This window comes from Microbulbifer mangrovi, from assembly GCF_002009015.1.
Classification (GTDB): Bacteria; Pseudomonadota; Gammaproteobacteria; order Pseudomonadales; family Cellvibrionaceae; genus Microbulbifer; species Microbulbifer mangrovi.
Window position 1 is genome coordinate 43,323 of the sequence record NZ_LZDE01000340.1, and the last position, 16,833, is coordinate 60,155.

Annotated in this window: 12 protein-coding genes; 8 read left to right on the forward strand and 4 right to left on the reverse strand. The window is 58.8% G+C overall.

The window, feature by feature from the left end; translation table 11 throughout:
* The first annotated feature begins 182 nt into the window (after positions 1-182).
* Complete coding sequence (gene rlmKL / locus B4U49_RS15740; protein WP_078085562.1) at positions 183-2,378, forward strand: bifunctional 23S rRNA (guanine(2069)-N(7))-methyltransferase RlmK/23S rRNA (guanine(2445)-N(2))-methyltransferase RlmL; 2,196 nt, start codon at positions 183-185, stop codon at positions 2,376-2,378.
* 28 nt (positions 2,379-2,406) lie between these two features.
* On the opposite strand, the gene B4U49_RS15745 is transcribed toward rlmKL, so the two are convergent.
* Positions 2,407-4,836 carry a bifunctional serine/threonine-protein kinase/formylglycine-generating enzyme family protein gene (locus B4U49_RS15745; protein ID WP_078085563.1) on the reverse strand — a complete coding sequence of 810 codons (2,430 nt, stop codon included), beginning with the start codon at positions 4,834-4,836 and terminating at the stop codon, positions 2,407-2,409.
* Positions 4,837-4,853: 17 nt separating this feature from the next.
* Positions 4,854-5,795 (reverse strand): PP2C family protein-serine/threonine phosphatase, encoded by a 942-nt coding sequence (locus tag B4U49_RS15750; RefSeq protein WP_078085564.1) that lies wholly within the window; start codon positions 5,793-5,795, stop codon positions 4,854-4,856.
* Between the two features lie 345 nt (positions 5,796-6,140).
* On the opposite strand from B4U49_RS15750, the gene B4U49_RS15755 reads away from it, so the two are divergent.
* Positions 6,141-7,049 carry an FHA domain-containing protein gene (locus B4U49_RS15755; protein ID WP_078085565.1) on the forward strand — a complete coding sequence of 303 codons (909 nt, stop codon included), beginning with the start codon at positions 6,141-6,143 and terminating at the stop codon, positions 7,047-7,049.
* 2 nt (positions 7,050-7,051) lie between these two features.
* Entirely contained in the window at positions 7,052-7,312 is a 261-nt protein-coding gene (locus B4U49_RS15760; protein ID WP_078085566.1) for a glutaredoxin family protein, read from the forward strand.
* Positions 7,313-7,378: 66 nt separating this feature from the next.
* On the opposite strand, the gene B4U49_RS15765 is transcribed toward B4U49_RS15760, so the two are convergent.
* A complete protein-coding gene (locus tag B4U49_RS15765; RefSeq protein ID WP_078085567.1) occupies positions 7,379-9,442 on the reverse strand; it encodes a transglycosylase SLT domain-containing protein in 2,064 nt (687 codons plus the stop codon).
* 162 nt (positions 9,443-9,604) lie between these two features.
* On the opposite strand from B4U49_RS15765, the gene B4U49_RS15770 reads away from it, so the two are divergent.
* Complete coding sequence (locus B4U49_RS15770) at positions 9,605-11,488, forward strand: ATP-binding cassette domain-containing protein (RefSeq protein WP_078085568.1); 1,884 nt, start codon at positions 9,605-9,607, stop codon at positions 11,486-11,488.
* 60 nt (positions 11,489-11,548) lie between these two features.
* Here the strand turns inward: B4U49_RS15770 and B4U49_RS15775 are convergent, their stop codons facing one another.
* Positions 11,549-11,992 carry a universal stress protein gene (locus B4U49_RS15775; protein ID WP_078085569.1) on the reverse strand — a complete coding sequence of 148 codons (444 nt, stop codon included), beginning with the start codon at positions 11,990-11,992 and terminating at the stop codon, positions 11,549-11,551.
* A 213-nt stretch (positions 11,993-12,205) separates the two neighbouring features.
* On the opposite strand from B4U49_RS15775, the gene B4U49_RS15780 reads away from it, so the two are divergent.
* The 4 genes from B4U49_RS15780 (at position 12,206) to B4U49_RS15795 (ending at position 16,774) form a co-directional block, all read left to right on the forward strand.
* Positions 12,206-12,742 carry a hypothetical protein gene (locus B4U49_RS15780; RefSeq protein ID WP_078085570.1) on the forward strand — a complete coding sequence of 179 codons (537 nt, stop codon included), beginning with the start codon at positions 12,206-12,208 and terminating at the stop codon, positions 12,740-12,742.
* 308 nt (positions 12,743-13,050) lie between these two features.
* On the forward strand, positions 13,051-15,795 hold the full coding sequence (gene topA / locus B4U49_RS15785) for a type I DNA topoisomerase (RefSeq protein ID WP_078085571.1): 2,745 nt from the start codon (positions 13,051-13,053) through the stop codon (positions 15,793-15,795).
* 8 nt (positions 15,796-15,803) lie between these two features.
* On the forward strand, positions 15,804-16,346 hold the full coding sequence (locus tag B4U49_RS15790) for a DUF6586 family protein (protein WP_078085572.1): 543 nt from the start codon (positions 15,804-15,806) through the stop codon (positions 16,344-16,346).
* A 173-nt stretch (positions 16,347-16,519) separates the two neighbouring features.
* On the forward strand, positions 16,520-16,774 hold the full coding sequence (locus tag B4U49_RS15795) for a hypothetical protein (RefSeq protein ID WP_078085573.1): 255 nt from the start codon (positions 16,520-16,522) through the stop codon (positions 16,772-16,774).
* Positions 16,775-16,833 lie beyond the last annotated feature (59 nt).

Sequence of the window (16,833 nt, forward strand, 5' to 3'; positions counted from 1 at the left end):
TTCTGAAAAAGCATGGCTTTAGGAGCAATCCGTCTAGGCAGGTGGCAAGTGTTATCGCGCCAGTCAGGATTGGGAGAATGCTGTGCTGGTTTCCGGTATGCTTGCGCCACCAAAAGCGCCTCCTGGCCAGATTGGCCGGGGGCAGATAGCCAAATCGCCAACAATCGACAGAGAATCATCTTTTGACTGCCAAGTTTCCCTTTACCGCCACCTGCCCGAAGGGGTTGGAAAATCTGCTGGCTGACGAGCTGCGTGCCCTGGGGGCCGCCGTCGAGCGCGAGCAGCCTGCCGCCGTACGCTTCTCTGCAGACCTGGGAATGGCCTACCGTATCTGCCTGTGGAGCCGGCTTGCCAACCGGGTCCTGCTGAATGTGGGGCAGGCACGCATCGAAAATGCAGAGGACCTGTACCGCGCGGTGGTTGCAGTTCCCTGGGAGGAGCATATCAGCCCGACCGGTGTGCTGTGGGTGAACTTCTCCGGTACCAACCGCGAGATACGCAACAGTCAGTTTGGTGGCCAGAAGGCCAAGGACGCAATTGTCGACCGGTTGCGCCAGGCGACCGGCGCGCGGCCGGATGTCGATAAGCGGGACCCGGATCTGTCGGTGATGTTGCGTCTGCATCGCGACAATCTCGAGATTGCCATCGACTTGTGCGGCGACAGCCTGCACCGCCGCGGTTACCGCACCCATATCGGCGCTGCGCCGCTGAAGGAAAACCTCGCTGCTGCGCTGCTGATGCGTGCTGGTTGGCCGCGTATTGCGGAAGAGGGCGGTGCGCTGCTCGATCCTATGTGCGGCTCCGGTACCTTTCTAGTGGAAGGGGCGTTGATGATCGCAGACGTCGCCCCCGGGTTGATGCGCGAGGGGTTTGGGTTTGAGCGCTGGCTCAACCACCAGAATGACCTATGGTTGCCCCTGCGCGAAGAGGCGTTACAGCGACGCGCGGAGGGCTTGGCAAAGCCTCTGCCGGAAATTCGCGGATACGATGCGGACGCCAAGGTGTTGTTCGCGGCGGAGTCGAATATCGCCCGTGCCGGGCTTGAAAAACATGTGCGTGTGAGTTGTCGGCCCGTTGCCGCTTTCAAGGTGCCAAGCCACCGACAGGTAAAGCCGGGCCTGGTAATCACCAATCCGCCCTACGGTGAACGTCTCGGTGAGCAGGAAGCGCTGCGGGAAACCTATGCAGAGCTGGGGCGTCAGCTCAAGCAGGAGTTTGGCGGTTGGAAGGCCGCGATTTTTACCGGGAACCCGGAACTGTGTCATTCCACCGGTCTGCGCTCACACAAGCAGTACAAGTTGTTTAACGGCAGTATCCCGAGTCAGCTGCTGCTGTTCGATATCCACCAGCAATCGGACTCGGCAGATAGCGGGGATGGTAGCGGGCGGACTGCTCCGCGACTTTCCGAAGAGGCACAAATGGTGGCCAACCGGCTGCAGAAAAACCTGCGCAATACCGGCAAGTGGGCGAGGAAGAACGGTATCAGTTGCTACCGCCTCTACGATGCCGATCTGCCGGAGTACGCTGCTGCCATCGATATCTATGAATCTGTCGAGGGCCAGACTTACGCACATATCCAGGAGTATCGCGCTCCCGCAAATATTCCCGAGCAAAAGGCTCGCGCGCGTCTGTCAGAGCTGGTGCGTGCTACTCGCCATGTGCTGGAGTTGCCGGGGCGTAACGTCTCCATCAAGGAGCGCCGTCGCCACAGTCATAAGGACAGTGGCAGTCAGTACCAGAAGCGGGGCGAGGCTGCGCAATCTTTCTGGGTCGACGAATATGGGGCCCAGCTGGAAATCAATCTGTGGGATTATCTGGATACCGGCCTGTTTCTGGACCATCGCCCGGTGCGCCAGTACCTGAAGCAGATCGCGGCGGGTAAAAAACTACTCAACCTGTTTTGCTATACCGCAACCGCCACAGTGCAGGCCGCGCTGGGCGGCAGTAGCGAAAGTACCAGTGTGGATCTTTCCAAAACCTACCAGGCCTGGGCGCAGCGCAATTATCGCCAGAACGGGTTGGATCCGAATCGACACCAATTGATCGAAGCAGACTGTTTGCAGTGGCTGGAGGCCGCGCAACAGAATCGTCGTGGTCACTACGATGTGATCTTTCTCGACCCGCCCACCTTTTCCAACTCCGCGAAAATGCGCGGGGTACTGGATGTCCAGCGGGACCACGCTGATCTGATTCGCCAGTGTATGGCGTTGCTGCGCCCTGGGGGCACTTTGTTGTTCTCGAACAATCTGCGCAGCTTCAAAATGGACGGGGAAGTTCAGGAAGAGTTTGCGGTGGAGAATCTGTCATCCAGATTGCTGGACAAGGATTTTCAGCGCAATCCAAAAATACACAACGTGTGGGAAATCAAAGCGCGTTGACGGGCGGGGGAGGGTTATGGGGCTTTGCTTAAAGCTCCATAACCAGCCGGAAGCCAACTTCTTTTGACGCAGCTCTCTCACTGAGACCCGTGCGGTAATCCGAGGTGATATTGCGCAGGGGCTCACGCATGGAGCCGCCGCGGATCACACGCAGGTCGCAGTTTTTCAGTTGCACCGGGCGCGCGTCGTTGCGGTGATTGGTGAAGTCACCAAGGAAACAATCCTGCACCCACTCCCCCACATTACCTGCGGTATCGTACAAGCCGTAGGGGTTCGCCTTGTAATTACCCACCGGCGCGCTGGAAATGCTGAACAGGGAGTTGAATTCGCTGGCACACCCGCGGCGACAATTGGCTTTGCCCTTGGCGCTGCCGTCGCCCCACCAGAACGGGGAGCTGGTACCGCCACGGGCAGCAAATTCCCACTCGGCCTCACTGGCTAGGCGGTATTTCTGTCCAGTCTGTCCGCTGAGCCATTCTGCGTAGTCCCTGGCGTCCTGCCAGCTCACATTGATTACGGGGCGGCGGCCCCGCCCCCAGTTCTCATCCGAAGGTAGCGAGTGCCCGGTGGCTTTGGCATAGCGATCGTAATCATTGAACGTCACTTCGTGGGCGCCGATGGCGTAGGGGCGATCGATGCTAATTTTGTGTTCGGGGCTGGTGAACGGGCGCCGCTTGTTGCCCATGGTGAACTTGCCGGGCGATACCACCACCATCTCCGGCCCTTTGCCACCGGAAGCGAGTGGTGACTGGAAGCTCCTGCCCGGGAAAAACTTGCGCTCCAGTTGTACTGCCAGATTCACGTCTGCGCTGTCGATCTCAATCCAGCGGCGCACGCTGCTGTACCCTGCCTTGCTCACCTCGATATCGTAACGACCCGGTTCCAGCGCGATACCCGGGGTATAGCGCGGCACAATATTCATGACGCGAATACGGGCGTCCTTCGGTTTCACCGACACCTTCAGGGAGTAGGTGGGTACCGGCTCTTCCGCTATTGGCTCATCCTGCACTAGCACTTCCTGTTGGGCCTGTTCTGCCGGTACATCTACAGGTGTAACCGGTGCCTGCCCGGAATAATCGGCGGTAGCGGATTGCGTGCTTGAGGTTGCTGCGGTCGGCATTTGTGAGGGCAGCGCCGTCGTTTGTTCACCGCGCATGATCGGGCGCAGTTGCCGGGCCTGATCCGCCTCCCCGGAATGCAGTGGGCCAGGAATGGGGTCAACCGTAGCGGGTCGTACACCATCATCTGGCGCCGGGGCGGGTAATAAAATGTCTGAAGTAATATCTACGGCATCGTTTACCAGCCCAGACTCGCTCTGCCACTGGAATTTGTTGCTGAACAGGCTGAATAGGATCCAGACCAGTGCCAGGCTGACGACGACCAGGCCCGCAAGATGTCGCGATCGACGTTTGACCGGCACACTCTGCTGCATCACTTGCTGAATGCGCATAATGGTCTGCTGTTCTGCCCGCGGGTTCTGCTGGTGCAATGGTTTGTCGCGCCAGCGCGCCCAAGCCGCGGTGATGCGGTCGCTGAGGGTCCCGTAGAGTGTCATCAGCAGTGCGCGCAGCAGGCTGGAAACACGCACGGAAGTGTTGCTCATCTTGGTCGTCGACGTCGGGGTTTTGCCATCCAGTGCCGCCAGCAGCTGGTCGATGGCATCCACCACGTCGAGGCCGCGCTGGAAACGCTGGTCCGGGTCTTTCGCCAGGAAGCCGTCGATCAGTCCCTGGTACAGGGAGTGGCGCGCCGGCAGGCGGGGAATCGGATCGGTCAGATGCTTGATGGCAATAGCTACCGCTTCTTCTGCCTGGTAGGGCACCGCACTGGTGAGCATTTCGTAAAATACAACACCGAGGCTGTAGAGGTCGGCGCGGCCATCTACAGCGGCGCCGCGCGCCTGCTCGGGGCTCATATAGTGCGGTGTGCCAACCACCATCCCAGTATTGGTCATGCGCGTAGTGCGTGCGACGGCGCGAGCCACCCCGAAGTCCGTCAGTACGGCGGAACCGTCTTCGCGAAACAGGATATTTTCCGGCTTCAGGTCGCGGTGGACGTAGCCCTTGTTGCTGGCGTGATCCAGCGCCATGGCAATCTGGCGGGTAATATGCAGGGCTTCCAGGGGCTCGAGGGCACCTTTGGTCAATGCATCGGCAACCGAACCACCTGGCAGGTAGTCCATGGCAATGTAATTGAGACTGCGGTAGCGGCCGATATCGTGAATGGCGACGATATTGGGATGGGAAAGCTGGCCAACGATATTGGCCTCGCGCTGGAAGCGTTCACTGAAAATGGGGTCGGCGTTCAGCACCGGGGACATGACTTTGAGCGCTACCTGCCGTCCCATGCTGCGCTGGGTGGCGAGATAGACGGTAGACATGCCACCCTGATTGATTTTCTTCAGGATCTGGTAACCGGGAATTTCCAGCGAGGCTGTGCCGCTGCTGACAACTTCCATTCGAGCCCGTTCCTAATTTATCCGTTTAGCAGCTGCCAGGCCGCGTACGCGCTTATTGATAAAATAATCGCAATTGTAGCGATTCTGGCAATCATTGTGCCTCGGGCAGAAAAAAATTGGCGGGACTCAGGTGGCTCAGTTGGTGTGCGGGAGTTCTGATTTTCGCGATCTGGCGCGATTCCGTGCGGGGAGCTGATCACCTGTACGGTGATATTGTCGCGACCGCCGGCATCGAGTGCTGCGGCAATTAAAAATTCGCTGGCGCGTTGATTGTCCGGGTTGCGGGCGAGTACCTGACAGATTTCTGTCTCGCTGACATCGTTGCTGAGACCGTCGCTACACAGCAACAATTTCTGTCCGGCGTTCCAAGAGAAGGACGCGCGGTCAATTTCCAGGCTGGTATTGGCGGTGCCGCCAATACAGCGGGTAATGACGTGACGGTTGGGGTGGTTGGCAGCTTCTTCCTGATTGATCGCCCCGGAATCCACCAGCATCTGTACATACGAATGATCGACGGTAAGCTGCTTGAGGCTCCCGCAAGCATCGGTGTCTTCACTGGCAGGAGTCCAGAGATAGGCGCGGCTGTCGCCGACCCAGTAGATATGGAAGTAGCCGCCATCTTCCGCCACAACCACGGCGGTAGTGCCCATTGCGGTTGCGGTGTTTTCGTCACCAACTAGCAGTGCGTGAGCGCGTCGCAGGGCTTGCTCATAATGGCGGTCGGTGGCAGAGGAACGCTGGATTTCTTCAACCACGGTCTGGCTGGCGATCTCTCCAGCCTGGTGGCCACCGAGACCGTCTGCAACTACCCATACGCCCTGGGCCTCGTCGCCCCAGAAAGCGTCCTCGTTCTGTTCGCGGCGGTATCCGGTATGAGTGGCGCCCGCACTGCGCTTCGTCACGCTGATGGCGGGCTGGCTCACACCGCTGGGGCGTTCCCGTACTTTGGCTTCACTCACTGGTATGCAACTACCTGTTACCTGTCGTTATTGTCGAAAGCGCCAAACCGCTCAATTCCATGCGGTTTTTACACTTCCATACTAGAGCCTGCACGCATTGTAAGCTGCAAACGGAATCACAGGCCAATGAATTTGGCCGTGATAAACTTGCCCAACATGTACACCAGACATCCGGATCAAACAGGTCTGGATGCTGGGCATAAGAAGTTTGGGCTGAATACTCTGACAATACCTGTGGCTCCGACTATCGCGAGTGTTGAGCAATCAGGTTCAACAATCGGTTAGGGGAGACTACTGGGTGGTTAAAAATTGTACACCTTCGCGTGCTTTTAAGGAAGCCGGACAATGTTGAAACTTTGTGATGTAAAAGATGCCAGCCAGAGTGTATGGCTGGTGGCTCCAAAGGTGACCATCGGGCGAGCCAGTCAGTGCGACCTGACGCTATCCGATGCTTCGATCGCCAAGCTTCATGCGGAGATCCTGGTGGATGGCGAAGAGCTTGAACTGCACAACCTGGCCGGTAGTGGCCAAGTTGTAGTCAACGGCAAACCAGTGGACGGCAGCTGCCGGCTGGCCCGCAATGACCGTGTGCAGCTGGGTGAGCGCAGTCTCGCCGTTGTGGACCCCAAGGTTACGCGCCTGAAGGCTGCGGGCGCTGCGGCCAATGTTGCATGGGCGCTGCGCGCCAACCATCCGGCGATCGTCGGTCGTGTGTTCCCGGTACGCGAAACCAGTATTGTGGGGCGCTCTGATGAATGTGATCTGACGTTCGCAATGTCCCATCTCTCCCGTCGTCACGCCCGTCTCGAAGTGCGCGAAGGATTGCTATTCGTCGTGGATCTCGGGTCTGCCAATGGTACTTACCTGAACAATCAGCGAGTCACAGAATGCCGTGTTCGCCGCGGTGACGAACTGCGTTTCGATAGCCTCAGCTTCAGCGTGGTGGGTCCGGCGGACGATATTGACAAAACCACGGTACGCCAGGCGATCACCTTGCCAGAGTCTGTACGCCAGAGTGCAGCATTGGATCAGGCGATGCAGCGCGATCGGACGCGTAATACTGGTGGCTCTGTATCGGATTCGGATACTTCACACGTGCATGTGTATGGGGGCAACCATAACAGCGGCTATGCAAACGGCTCGACCGGGGAATCAGCGACCGCCAGTGGCCGCGGCTGGATCTGGATGTGCGCACTGGCAGCAGGTGTGGCTGCTGTGGGTTACTTTTGGGCCCAGAGTCAGGGATTGGTGTAGCGGTGTCTGATCGTGCACTTATCCTGTACACCACACTTGGCTGTAGCTTGTGCGAGAAGGCCAAAGAGGAAATCTGGCCGGTGCTAGAGGCAAATCAGCTGCGTCTGGAGTCGGTGGATATCGCCGACAATGAGCAGCTGACGAGGCTTTTCGGCTGGAGTATTCCGGTGGTAGGGCTGGGTGATGTGGAGGATGTGCTCTGCTGGCCCTTTACCGCCAGTGAGCTGTCACAGTGGCTTCAGGCGCGGCCCGGTAGCGCCTGAAGCCGGCTTCTCTTTTTTCCCGATATTTTCTCGCCATTAGCAGGCCTTGCTCGCATCCGATTCCGGTTAGAGCTTGGCCTCTGCTTCATTTTTCCTGAGCAATTGCGTCTTGTCGCCGCTGCGATAGGCGTAGATCACCGAATAAGACAGCACATTCTGTACATACTTGCGGGTCTCACTGTAAGGAATGGTTTCGATCCAGATGTCAAAAGGCAGCTTCTTGTCGGTGTCCTTGAGCCAGCGGGAAACCCTTGTCGGACCTGCGTTATACGCGGCGGCAGCGAGAAAGCGATTGTTGTCGAAACGATTCAGTAGCGAATTCAGATAGTAAGCGCCGAGGCTGATATTGGTGCTGGGGTTCAACAGGTCCCAGCTGCGGCGATAGGGCACACCAGCCTTGCGCGCGGTGGCCCTGGCGGTGGATGGCAGTAGTTGCATCAGGCCCATGGCGCCCGCATGAGATTTCGCGTCGTGGCTGAAATGGCTTTCCTGGCGGGCAACGGCCAGCACCAGATAGGAATCCAGCGCGGTTTTCTTGCCCATGCGACCGGCGACATCGGAGACAATGTCAGAGAAGGCGAGGGGGAATCGCAGTTCCAGGTCATCCAGATAATCTGCTGCCAGAATCGACTGGATCGACTTGTGGTACCAGCCCCATGAGCTTGCCACCTTGCCCGCAGTCATCAGCTCTTCTGTGGTCATCTTGTCGGTGGCGTAATCCCACTCCCGTCTGGCGTGGTAGAACTCACCAATGGCCTGTAATTCTTCGGCTCGCTGCATTCCTGGGAGCGCCGCGACCTTGTTTACCAGCTCGGGGGTGATCGGCGCGGGGCGGTCCACAAAGCTGTAGTCCTTGCCCAGCGTGTCTGAAGCGAGAAAGCCGTAGTAGCTGCGCTCTTTCGCGGCTTTTTGCAGGAGCTGCTGGGCGAGCGCCGAGCGCTCGCTAGCGTTCTTTTTACTCGTGGCCAGTTGTTCCTTGATCGAGCGGGCCTTCCAGTAGAGCCAGCGGTCCCAGTTCTGATCAGCTTCTGGAAGCTGGTCGATCCAGAACTCCACCCGCGCCCAGTCCACTTCGCGCAGGGACTGGCGGATCAGCCACTCGGAAGTACGCAGATCAAAAAATCCGGGATTCGATTTGATCAGCTGTTCAAGACCGCTCTGGTCATCCTGGCGGGCAAACTGGAGTGAAAGGTAGCGCAGGAAGCGGTCGCGCTCCTCGTCATTGAACAGGTAGCTGGCGCTGTAATGTTGCCAGGCCTGGCTGGTCTTTTGCGCATCCCGCGAGGCAAGGCGGCGCAGGCCAATTGTAACGATATCGCGGTAATCGGGGGCCTTGCCGGTGAAACGGTCGTAGTTGAGCAGCAGATCTGGATCGCGGTATACCGAGCGCATCAACTCCGCACGCTTTGCGCGGTCTTTGTCCAGATTGCGGGCGATATAGCTGGCGAGATCGAGGTTGCCGGCCCGCACCGAGAGGGTGTGGCGCTGCCAGGCGCGATCCTGGGTCAGGCCGCCATCCTTCATCCAGCGCGCGAAAGCGGGGTCGCACTCCTTGGGTTGTGAAGCACCCACAGTCCACAGCTCTTCAATCAGCGCGTAGGCCACTTTCTTGTCGCCGTGGCGGGACAGGGCGTCGACGTAATAGCAGCGCAGCTGGGTGCGGCGGATCTGCTCTGGCCGATAGTATTTCAGGTAGGCGCGGAAGCGCTCGCGGCTGCCGAGTTCACGCAGCACCCGCACCCGCATCCAGTCGCCGATGGCGGTGCCATCATATTCTTCGAGGAATGCATCGATGTCGTCATAGGGGAGGCGCGAGAGTCTCTTGCTGATGTTCCAGTAGTCGATATACGGGAGCAGCGGGTAGTCTTTCAGCTCTATTTTCAGCTGTTTCAGGCGGCGCTGGTCATTGCGGGCGATGGCCAGCCGGGCTTCCTGCAGTTTCTCCCTTTTGGCGACCGCTGCCTGGGCGGCTTTGACCTCTTTGCTTTCTGCCTTGGGGGGCGTTGCCACCGAGGGCGCGGTACGGCTGGTCTTGGCTACCTGTTGCGTGCGAGCATCGGCACCAACTGCAAGGTTGGAAACCAGCAGAGCCACGGAAAGAAAGGCGAGTCCTGTGCTGCCAATCGACATACTGAAAACCCGATTGAGAAATCGCTTATTCGAAGGAAGCAGAATAAAGCGTAAAATGTCCTTTTTCACCCCGGCACCAGTAAAAATTGTGACGGCGGACGCGTCCAGGCGCGCTCGCGATCGATTTGTACGGGTGCCCCAGAAATATTGTAGTGCTTATTTATGTTGCTTCAGTTGGATGGCGTTTGTTTACGCTATGGCGTTCAGGTACTGGCGGATCACGTCGATGCGAAAATAGAGCGTGGAGATCGGATCTGTCTGGTAGGGCGCAATGGCGAAGGCAAGTCCAGCTTGTTGAGCCTGATCGGTGGCCGGGGAGATCCCGATGAGGGGGAGATTGTCCGCCAGAGCGGTACCGTACTGGCGACCCTGGAACAGGCGTTGCCGGAGGATTGCACGCATACCGTGTACCGCTACGTGGCCGAGGGCCTGGGGGATGTCGGTTCATGGCTGGCGCAATACCGCGAGGACCAGGACCCGGACCTGCAGGCAAAAATCGAAAGCGCTCACGGCTGGGAGCTGCTGGCGAAGATCGACAGCGTACTCGACCGCCTTGATCTGGACGAGAGCGCACGGGTCATGGACCTGTCTGGTGGCTGGCAGCGCCGCGCGGCGCTTGCGCGTGCGCTGGTAACCGAGCCCGACCTGTTGATCCTCGACGAGCCCACCAACCACCTGGACATCGCGGCCGTCGAGTGGCTGGAGAATTTTCTCGCCACTTATCGCGGCGCACTGCTGTTTGTTAGCCACGACCGCGCCCTCGCACAGCGACTCGCGACATCGGTGTGGGACCTGGATCGCGGCCGCCTGCGGGTATTCAATTGCCCGTTTGACCGCTACCAGGAGGAGAAGGAAAAGCTGCTCGAAGAAGAGGCGCGCAACGACGCCCTGTTCGATAAAAAACTCGCGCAGGAAGAAACCTGGATCCGCCAGGGGATCAAAGCTCGCCGCACCCGGAACGAGGGACGGGTGAGGGCGCTACAGGCCCTGCGCCGGGAGCGTCAGGCGCGGCGCGAGCGCCAGGGCGTGGCCAAGATGGCGTTGGATGCAGGCGAGCGCTCGGGCAAGCTGGTGGCGGAACTCAAGGGGGTCACTTTCGGCTTTGAAGGCGATGCTGCGCCGCTGATCCGCGACCTGGATTTCACCCTGATGCGGGGCGACAAGGTTGGCCTCATCGGTCCCAATGGCGCCGGTAAAAGTACCCTGATTCGCCTGCTACTGGGGGAGATCGAACCGCAAAGTGGCGATATCCGTCTCGGTACCAAGCAGCAGGTGGCGTACTTTGACCAGCGCCGCGATACCCTGAACCCGGATCAGACGGTAGTGGACAATATTGCCGAGGGGCGCGAAAACATCGACGTGGGTGGAAGCAGTCGCCACGTGATGTCTTATCTCAGTGATTTCCTGTTCACCGGCGTGAAGGCGCGTACCAAGGTCGGGGCCCTGAGCGGTGGTGAGCGCAACCGCGCACTGCTGGCCAAGTTGTTCAGTCAGCCAGCGAATATTCTGGTGCTGGACGAACCTACCAACGACCTGGACGTGGAAACCCTGGAGCTGCTCGAGCAGTTGCTGATGGATTTCTCCGGCACCGTGTTGTTGGTGAGCCACGACCGTGCCTTCCTCGACAACGTGGTAGAGAGCTGCCTGGCGTTTGAGGGAGATGGCGTGGTGCGTGAGTACGTGGGTGGCTATCAGGACTTTGTCCGCCAGGGCGGCCGCTTCCTAAGTGCGGAAGAGCAGCTCAGGACCCGCAAGCAGGGCGCGGCGGAGACCGTGTCCGAAAAGCCCGAGCCGCAGGCAGAGAGCAAGCCCAAACCAGAGAAAAGCAAAAAACTCAGTTACAAGCTGCAGCGCGAATTAGATGCCTTGCCGGCCAAAATCGAGTCGCTTGAAAATGATATTGCGGCGTTCGAGGAAGAGGTGGCTGCGCCGGATTTTTACCAGCAGGACAGCGACACCGTGCAGAAGCGCTTGCAAGAGCTGGCAGAGTTGCAGCAGGCTCTGGAAGAAGCATTCGAGCGCTGGGCCGAACTGGACAGCATGTAACCGCTCGACGCGGCCAGGGCTTAAAGCAGTAAAAACATTCGGGGGCGCAAGCCCCCGTTTTTATTCCTCTGGCGCGTGTACCCGCACGGCCAGTACATCGCATCCTGCGCCGTGCAGCACCCCATTTGCGGTGGAGCCCAGCAGCAGGGCCAGCCCGTGACGACCGTGGCTACCGATTACAATCAGATCGCAGCCGGACTCTTCTGCCAATCGATGGATTTCCGTCGCCGGCTGTCCAAGCAGTACATGTTGGCGGTCTGCGGAAATATTCAGGCTTGCCGCCGCTTTGCGCAGTTGTTCCTTGGCCTGGTTCTGAAGCTGCTCCTGGACTTCCGACAGGTCCATCGGAACATCGCCGCCATAGGCGAAGGTCAGGGGTTCGATAATATGCGCGAGACTCATTTGCGCACCGCTGCATGCGGCGAGCTCTGCTGCGCGATCCAATACCTGAGAGGATTCTGCAGAGAGGTCCAGTCCAACCAGAATGTTGTTGTAGCCTGCCATGGGGCCCCCGCGGTTTGGGTAAGTTTCATGCGTATGTTTGATATAGGGGAGCGGGCAAATACCTCGAGCCCGGTCACTTTATTGAGTCTACTTTAAAAAAACGGACTTGACACAACCGCCGACTTGCGGAGAAAAATGCGCGCCCCAAAACAACTCTGCGCAATCCGCGCCGAGTTGTACACAAGTTAATCAATTGACAGGGAAGAACCCACCATGGCCACCTGGTTGCCAATTGTCGTAATTTTTTTCGCCATCGCCCTGGTGATCGGCCCTGTCATGTGGCTCAAACCCAGTAGCCGCGACAGGAAGCTCGCGGAGCTGCGCCAGCGCGCGGCCTCGTCGGGCCTGAAGGTGCAGATGCAGCCATTGCCCGCCTCCCAGGGGCAAGGCAATGCCGCGGTGTATTTCTCCCAGTGGCGCAACCCGCGTCGCCTGCAGACTGGCTGGGGGCTGGAGTTACAGCGTATGCAGCACGAGATGCACTTCGACGGCGTGTGGGACTGGCGCAATGGTCGCGAGGCGCCGGAGGCGGCGCGCTCACCATTAAAAGAACTGCTCGGTATGTTGCCGGCCGACACGACTGCAATTTATGCAAACGACAGCGGTCTGGGCGTGCAGTGGCAGGAACGCAGTGGCGATGGCGGATTGTCGAAGGTTCAGGAGGCGCTCGCCAGCATGCGCCCGGTAATAGAAGAAGCAATACGTCAGTCGCCGCCACGGCAGGAAGAGGGCGCCGATCAGCTCCACTGAATTGTGATCGGGTGGCCGGCGTCGCGATCTGGTCTACTGTTCTAGCGTTCCTCCCGGTATTACTCCGGGGGCTGATTGGTTGTTTGGGACGAGCGTGCTGAGGCGTTTGCCGGGGTGTCAGCTGGCCTGAACCATTAGTCGATTGACCGGTCACAACCGGTTACGAAGTATACAATTTGGTCACCAATTTGAGATGCTCGCTTGACCGCACTGGGGGCGGAGCATATATATTCGCGCAGCGCACAGTCGATTACGGCCGCTGCCTAAAGTGCGAAAGCAGTAAATTTTCTATTAAAAATCAAAAGCTTATGGGTAAATCACTGGTCATCGTCGAGTCGCCGGCGAAGGCGAAAACGATCAACAAGTATCTCGGAAAGGACTTTGTGGTGAAGTCCAGTATCGGTCACATCCGGGATCTTCCCACCGGCGCTTCCAACAAGCAGCCGGTCGACGCGAAGGAGCGTGCCCGTCGCGCAGCGGAAACCCGCAAGCTGTCTCCTGAACAGAAAGAGATCTACAAGCGCAAGAAAAGCCGTGAGCAGTTGATCAAGCGGATGGGTATTGATCCCGACCACAACTGGGCAGCGCACTACGAAATTTTGCCCGGCAAGGAAAAGGTCGTGGACGAGCTGCGCAAGCTCGCCGCCAATGCCGATCACGTCTATCTCGCAACGGACTTGGACCGCGAGGGGGAGGCCATTGCCTGGCACCTGCGGGAAGCCATCGGCGGTGACGAAACCCGCTACCGTCGCGTGGTGTTTAACGAGATCACCAAGTCAGCGATCCAGGAAGCATTCAAGGACCCGGGTCCGCTGGATATCGATCGGGTCAATGCGCAGCAGGCGCGTCGATTCCTCGATCGTATCGTGGGCTATATGGTTTCCCCGCTGCTGTGGGAAAAGGTCGCCCGCGGTCTGTCTGCCGGACGCGTCCAGTCCGTAGCAGTGCGCCTTGTTGTTGAACGCGAGCGCGAAATCCGCGCGTTTATTCCCGAGGAATACTGGAATCTGTTTGCGGATACGCAAACCAACAAGTCTGATGCCCTGCGCCTGGAAGTTAAAAAGCAGGCAGGCGAGGCCTTCCGTCCGACCAATGAAGAGCAGGCCATGGCGGCCGTGAAAGCACTTCAGTCCAGTGACTTCGAAGTTACTGCCCGTGACGACAAGCCCACCAGCTCCAAGCCCAGTGCGCCGTTTATTACTTCAACCCTGCAGCAGGCCGCCAGTAACCGGCTCGGCTTCAGCGTGAAGAAAACCATGATGATGGCCCAGCGCTTATACGAAGCGGGTTACATCACCTACATGCGTACCGACTCCACCAACCTCAGTGCCGAGGCGGTGTCATCGGTGCGGGACTTTATTGTCGAGAATTACGGCGATAAATACCTGCCGGAAAATCCCAACCGCTACAGCAGCAAAGAGGGCGCCCAGGAGGCGCACGAGGCCATCCGCCCCTCTGATGTGCGCGTAAAGCCGAACATGCTGTCCGGTATGGAGCGTGATGCCGAGCGTCTGTACACGCTGATCTGGCAGCAGTTTGTAGCCTGTCAGATGACACCGGCCCAGTTCACCTCCACCTCTGTGGTGGTTACCGCAGGCGACTTTGAACTGCGTACCCGCGGCCGCGTGATCCGTTTTGACGGTTTCCTGAAAGTGGCACCCGCGCAGAGCAAGAAAGATGAAGATCTGGTACTGCCAGATATCAAGGTGGGCGAAAAACTCAACCTCAAGAAGCTGGATCCGAAGCAGCATTTCACCAAGCCGCCGGCGCGTTTCAGCGAAGCGGCACTGGTAAAAGAGCTGGAAAAACGCGGTATCGGCCGTCCATCCACCTACGCATCGATTATTTCCACCATCCAGGATCGCGGTTATGTCCGCCTGGAGAATCGCCGTTTCTACGCGGAAAAAATGGGAGATATCGTTACCGACCGCTTGAGCGAAAGCTTTACTGACCTGATGGATTACGGGTTTACCGCAAGCCTGGAAGAGTCCCTGGATACGGTCGCGGAAGGCAAAAAGGGCTGGAAAGACCTGCTGAATGAATTCTATTCCGACTTCAGCAAGCGCCTCGAAGTGGCTCAGGACAAAGAAGGCGGTATGCGCCGCAACGCGCCTACCGACACCGATATTGAGTGCAGTAGCTGTGGTCGCCACATGCAGATCCGCACGGGTTCCACCGGTGTGTTCCTTGGCTGTTCGGGCTACGCACTGCCGCCCAAGGAGCGCTGCACCAACACCATGAACCTGGTGTCCGGTGAGGAAGCGGTGGATGCCGACAAGGACGAAGAGGCAGAAACCCGCCAGCTGCGGGATAAGCGCCGCTGTAGCAAGTGCGGTACCGCGATGGACAGCTACCTGGTGGATGAACACCGCAAGCTGCATATCTGCGGAAATAACCCGGACTGCCCCGGTTTTGAGGTGGAAAAAGGCACCTTCAAGATCAAGGGCTACGACGGTCCGGTGATCGAGTGTGACAAGTGCGGCGCGGACATGCAGTTGAAGTCCGGTCGCTTTGGCAAGTACTTCGGTTGTACCAGCGAAACCTGCAAGAACACCCGCAAGCTGCTCAAGAGCGGCCAGCCGGCACCGCCCAAGATGGACCCGGTACCGATGCCCGAGCTGCCCTGTGAGAAGGTGGAAGATACCTATATCCTCCGCGACGGCGCCTCGGGCCTGTTCCTCGCAGCGAGCCAATTCCCCAAAAACCGGGAAACACGTGCACCGCTGATCAAGGAACTGCTGCCGCACAAGGATGAGATTGATCCCAAGTACAGCTTCCTGTTCTCGGCACCCACCGAGGACAACGAGGGCCGCGATACTGTGGTGCGCTTCAGCCGCAAGACCCAGGAGCAGTACGTACAGAGTGAGGAGGAGGGCAAGGCGACCGGCTGGAAGGCGTTTTACCGCGACGGTAAGTGGCAGGTAGAGGCGCCGGCCAAGAAAGCACCAGCGAAGAAAAAAGCCGCCGCCAAAAAAGCGCCAGCCAAGAAGAAGGCCGCAGCGAAGAAGGCCCCGGCCAAGAAGGCTGCTGCCAAAAAAGCCCCGACGAAGTAGGTCGCCCGGTGAGCAATCCGTATACGGGTACCGTGGCATCGGCCCTGCGTCGATGCCAGCTGATCCTTCAGTCCCCAGAGCCTGAGGCGGAGCAGGGCAACCCACTGTCGCCGGAGGCGCTCTACGAGAGCGCCCTGTGCCAGGGCGCGCTGTTGCAATTGTGGCGCGCTTACAGGGCGTTTCTGGCGGAGCAGGGGCATCAGCTGCAACTCGGCTTTGGGCCCGGTGGTGAGCCGGAAACGGCGCATTCACTGGCACAGCTGGTGACTGCGCGCGGCAAGTTCAGTGCCGAGATCAACGAGCTGGTCAGTCTTGCGGAGAATCCCGACAGCTGGTTTCAGGGGCTGGAAGCGGCTTGGCGGGCCCTGTGGTGCCCCGCCGGGGGCGCGGGCCAGTCGGCGGCGGATCCTTCCGGTGTGCAGAGCCTGATCCCCGTGCGCCAGCTGGATACACGCGCGCCGGAAGCGCTGAATCGGGCTTCCCTGGGTAAGTGGTTCCGTGCCCTCAATGAGCTGATCCAGCGGCAGCGTGCCCACGGCCAGGAGTGGTAATCACCGTCAGAACCCGCTCGGGCGGCTTTCAAGTCCGCCCGGTCCCGCCCACTGATTAATCATTTACCTCTGTGTTACACTGGCCCCAAATCACGCCGGGACCTGCGCCTGGCCGCGTTCTTGGTATCGCGGATGTCTGGCGTGAGGTAATTGAGAAGTAATTGGAGAAATGAATGTCTTCTGAGACCTACGAAATCATCGAGTTGTCCAATGGTGATGTAGCGCTGCGACGCGCTGGTCACAAGGAGGACCCGCTGGTGCGTATCCATTTCTCTGCGGAGAGTCTTGAGTTCCTGCGCGAGCACAAGATTGCCATCGCAAGGGCCATGCTCGAGGCGGGCATCGAGGCGGTACAGGATATCAATGAGCTGGAGCCGGAGCCCTTCGAGGAAGAGGAAGTAGATATTACCGAGCACACCATTCACTGAGTGAGTGTCTCGGGTAGCGGACAGCTACGCTTCGGCCAGACATAAAAAAACAGGGCAAT